Annotated in this window: 5 protein-coding genes; all 5 read left to right on the top strand. The window is 63.9% G+C overall.

Translation table 11 applies throughout. The features are described 5' to 3' along the window. On the top strand, nucleotides 1–1,188 hold a 1,188-nt coding region (locus tag ABWY06_RS07230; RefSeq protein ID WP_353924888.1), incomplete at its 5' end, for a bifunctional alpha/beta hydrolase/class I SAM-dependent methyltransferase. Next, nucleotides 1,188–2,531: a phosphatase PAP2/dual specificity phosphatase family protein gene (locus tag ABWY06_RS07225; RefSeq protein WP_353924887.1), complete on the top strand. Its 1,344-nt coding sequence runs from the start codon at nucleotides 1,188–1,190 to the stop codon at nucleotides 2,529–2,531. The genes ABWY06_RS07230 and ABWY06_RS07225, both read left to right, overlap by 1 nt. Beyond that, a complete protein-coding gene (locus ABWY06_RS07220; RefSeq protein ID WP_138965222.1) occupies nucleotides 2,521–2,976 on the top strand; it encodes a hypothetical protein in 456 nt (151 codons plus the stop codon). The genes ABWY06_RS07225 and ABWY06_RS07220 overlap by 11 nt, the downstream gene beginning before the upstream one ends. A gap of 9 nt (nucleotides 2,977–2,985) precedes the next feature. Further along, nucleotides 2,986–3,606 (top strand): lysophospholipid acyltransferase family protein, encoded by a 621-nt coding sequence (locus ABWY06_RS07215; protein WP_150788437.1) that lies wholly within the window; start codon nucleotides 2,986–2,988, stop codon nucleotides 3,604–3,606. A gap of 1 nt (nucleotide 3,607) precedes the next feature. Next, nucleotides 3,608–4,322, top strand: a 715-nt coding sequence (locus ABWY06_RS07210) for a phosphatidate cytidylyltransferase (protein ID WP_353924886.1), incomplete at its 3' end; no start/stop codon positions are given.

Below are 4,322 nucleotides of genomic sequence, written 5' to 3'. Positions count from 1 at the left end.
CTGATCACCAAGGCGATTTCGGTCAATGTCCTGCTCGGCCTCTACGACGCTGCCGAGCGGGTGGTGGCCGATGCCCAGGCCATCCAGGTGCCGACGCAGCTGTTGATTTCCGGCGCCGATTTCGTGGTGCATCGCCGACCTCAGGAACAGTTCTTCGAGCGTCTCGGCAGCCTGCACAAGGAAAAACATGTGCTGCCGGGATTCTTCCACGACACCTTGGGTGAGCAACGCCGCGAGACTGCCGTCGCCAGCGTCCGTCGTTTTATCCTGTACAACTTCGAACAACCGGCTGCCCGCCCTTCCCTGCTGGCCGCCGACCGCCTGGGCCTGACCTGCGCCGAATCAGAGTCATTGGCCGCGCCATTGCCCCGCAATTCCCCGCGTGACCTGTACTGGCGCATGACCCGCGCCGGCATGGGCCTCGGCAGCCGGCTGTCGTCCGGGCTCAAGCTGGGTTTCGACAGCGGTTTCGACTCCGGCAGTACCCTGGACTACGTCTACCGCAACACGCCCACCGGCACGTCTGCCGTTGGCCGCCTGATCGATCGTAACTACCTGGACTCCATCGGTTGGCGCGGCATTCGCCAACGCAAGCTGCATGTCGAAGAACTGCTGCGCCTGGCCATGGCGCACTTGCGTGATCAGAGTCGCGAAGTGCGCATCGTCGACATTGCCGCCGGGCACGGGCGCTATATTCTGGAAGCCTTGCAGGGTGTCGACCCGCTGCCCGAGTCGATCCTGTTGCGCGACTACAGCGACATCAACGTGCGCGACGGCGGTGCGCTGATCCGCGACAAAGGCCTGGAGGCCATCGCCCGATTCGTCAAGGGCGATGCCTTCGACCGCGCCGACCTCGCCGCACTCGATCCCAAGCCGACCCTGGCGGTGGTGTCCGGCCTGTACGAGCTGTTCGCCGACAACCAGAGGGTCGGTGGCTCTCTCGCCGGACTGGCCGACGCTGTGGAACCCGGTGGTTATCTGGTCTACACGGGCCAACCCTGGCACCCGCAGCTGGAACTGATCGCCCGCGCCTTGACCAGTCACCGTGAAGGCCAGGCCTGGGTCATGCGCCGGCGTACCCAGGCGGAAATGGACCAACTGGTAGCCGCCGCCGGCTTTCGCAAGATCGGCATGCGGGTCGATGAATGGGGCATTTTCAGCGTATCCCTGGCGCAAAGGGTGCAATGATGCCCCTGAATGCCCCATTCGGACGCGAACCCGGCCTGTTGAAACCGGCACTGCTCTGGCTGTTGCTGTTGGCCCCGCTGTTCTTCGCCACCTACGGCTTCGCCACCTGGGTCACCACTCAACGGGACGAGGTCGCCAGCCTGGTGTTCGACTGGGAAACCCGGATGCCGTTCTGGGCCTGGAGCATCGTCCCGTACTGGTCCATTGACCTGCTCTACGGCCTGTCGCTGTTGCTGCCCGCCAGTCGCCTGGAACTCAGGCGCCATGCCCTGCGCCTGATCACCGCCCAGTTGATCGCGGTCAGTTGTTTTCTGATCTGGCCGTTGCGCTTCACCTTTGCCCGGCCCGAACTGGACGGCGTGTTCGGCTGGCTGTTCGATGTCCTGGCAGGTTTCGACAAGCCGTTCAATCAGGCGCCCTCCCTGCACATCGCGCTGCTGGTGGTGTTATGGAGTTGCTACCAGCGGCACTTGCAGGGGCTGTGGCGCGGACTGATGCATGGCTGGTTCATCCTGATCGGGGTGTCGGTGCTGACCACTTACCAGCACCATTTCGTCGACCTGCCCACCGGTGCGCTGCTCGGCTGGCTGTGCGTCTGGTTGTGGCCACTGGAGGGTCCCGGCCCTCTGCACGGTGCTCGCCTGGCTGTGGATAAAAAACGCTGGCAACTGGCGCTGTATTACAGCTTGGGTGCTGCAGCCTTCATGATCCCGGCCTTTTCCTTGAGGGGCGCGTGGCTGTGGTTGATCTGGCCCGCGGTGGCCTTGTTGCTGGTAGCGCTCAATTACGCCGTGCTGGATGCCCGCGGTTTCCAGAAACGTGCCGACGGACGTCTGTCCCCCGCGGCACGCTGGCTGCTGGCCCCCTACCTCGCGGCGGCGTGGCTCAACTCGCGCCTGTGGACCCGCCGCCACCCGCAGCCCGACCGGGTGATCGATGACGTCTGGCTCGGACGCCTGCCAGGTCGACAGGAACTGCAGCACTCGCCCTTTCGGGCGGTGCTCGATCTGTGTGCAGAGCTATCGCTGAATGCGGATTCGGTCACTTACCGCTCGCTGCCGGTACTGGACCTGACGGTACCCACCGCCGCGCAATGCCAGGCAGCGGCCGAGGCGATCGAAAGCCTGCGCCAGCAAGGTCGGCTGCTGGTCTGCTGCGCCCTGGGCTATTCACGCAGTGCCATGGCTGTCGCCGCGTGGCTGCTGCGCAGCGGCAGGGCCGCCAGTGTCGATGACGCGATCCTGCTGATTCAGCGTGCACGTCCGGGGATCGTGCTGAGCAGTGCGCACCGGCAGGTGCTGCAGCAGTTACCCATGATCACGGAGCACGCCTGTGTCCACTGAAATGCAGCTGCAAGCGACCGCCAGCCTGTTGCGCCGTGGTGGTTCGCTGGACCGGCTGTCTACCGGGCTGACGCTGCTGGGGGCCTTGCTCGGCCTGGGCCAATATGTCGTGGCCAGCCCGGGAACCTGGGGGTTGACCTGCAGCGGCGCGCTGCTGGTGCTGGGCCTGTGGCAAAAATACTGGGCACTGCGGGTCGCGTTCGATGCCGATCTGTTCCAGCACCTGGCCGCCTGTGCACAAGACCTTCCCGAACGCACCCAGGCCCTGGACCATGCGCTGACGGCACTGGGCCTGCAGCCCGCCGACCGTGGCGGTCGTCCCTGGCACGAACGGATCTCTGGCGCTCTGACGTTGTTACGCCGCCAGGCATTGCTGGTGGCGGCACAAGTGCTGCTGACCCTGGTTTTCATTATGGCCGGCCCCTGGCTGACCTTTGCTGGATAAGGAGTTTTCATGCTCGCAACCGCGGTTGCCACCCTCATCATCTCGGGCGCCCGCCTGCTCACCGGCGCCCGCAGCCTGTGGCTCGGCTGTGCGCCGCAGGCGGTGCAGCGCATCTATTTCGCCAACCACAGCAGCCATGGCGACTTCGTGTTGTTGTGGGCGTCCTTGCCGCCCGCCTTGCGCAGTATCACCCGGCCGGTGGCCGGCGCGGATTACTGGCTCAAAAGCCCGCTGCGCCGCTACATCATCAACCGGGTGTTCAATGGCGTAATGGTCGACCGTGAACGCAAGGAGACCGACTACAACCCCTTGCAACCGATGCTCGATGCCCTGGAAAACGGCGATTCGCTGATTATTTTCCCTGAAGGCACACGCAACCCCGAGGAGGGCCTGCTGCCGTTCAAAAGCGGGCTGTACCACCTGGCAAAAGCGTATCCACAGGCGCAATTGATTCCGGTGTGGATCGCCAACCTCAACCGCGTCATGCCCAAAGGCCGCGTCCTGCCGCTGCCGCTGTTATGCACCATCAGCTTTGGCGCCGCCCTGGCCCTTGGCGAAGAAGAAACCAAGGCGCAATTTCTCGAACGCAGCCGCGACGCGCTGTTGAGCCTGGCCGAGGAGCAAGCCTGACATGGACAGACAAACCCTGATGTTGTTTGGCGGGATTGGCGCGTTTCTGCTGCTGGCCTCGGTGATCGGTTTCATTCTCAAGCGGCGCGCGGGCGGCACGGCGAACCCGGTGATCGACAACCTCAACGCCCGGATCAATGCCTGGTGGGTCATGGTGCTGGTGATCGGAATCGCATTCTGGCTCGGCACCACGGCGGTGATCCTGTTGTTCTACACCGTGTCTTTCTATGCCCTGCGCGAATTCATGACCCTCACGCCGACCCGCCGCAGCGACTACCCGGCACTGGTGGCCGCGTTCTACCTGGCACTGCCGCTGCAGTACCTGCTCATCTACTACGACTGGTACGGGCTGTTTTCGATCTTCATTCCGGTGTACGTGTTCCTGCTCCTGCCGATCCTCGCGTCCCTGGGCGGCGACAGCACGCACTTTCTCGAGCGCGCCTCGAAAGTCCAATGGGGCCTGATGATCGCGGTGTTCTGTGTGTCCCACGTACCCGCCCTGCTGACCCTGGATATCGCCGGCTATGAAGGGCGAAACCTGCTGTTGATCGCCTACCTGGTGATCGTGGTGCAGATGTCGGATGTCCTGCAGTACGTCTGCGGAAAACTGTTCGGCAAACGCAAGATCGCCCCCAACCTGTCGCCGTCCAAGACGGTGGAAGGCTTTGTCGGCGGCATCCTCCTGGCGTCGTTGATCGGTTGTGCCTTGTGGTGGA

It is taken from the genome of Pseudomonas sp., from assembly GCF_040514055.1.
Lineage (GTDB): Bacteria > Pseudomonadota > Gammaproteobacteria > Pseudomonadales > Pseudomonadaceae > Aquipseudomonas.
The sequence above is the reverse complement of the archived record's forward strand: the minus strand, read 5'-3'. Positions and strand labels throughout refer to the sequence as shown.

Excerpts from the sequence above, each read along its gene's own strand:
- ABWY06_RS07225 (WP_353924887.1), top strand. The coding sequence starts at position 1,188 with ATGCCCCTGAATGCCCCATTCGGACGCGAACCCGGCCTGTTGAAACCG.
- ABWY06_RS07215 (WP_150788437.1), top strand. The coding sequence starts at position 2,986 with ATGCTCGCAACCGCGGTTGCCACCCTCATCATCTCGGGCGCCCGCCTG.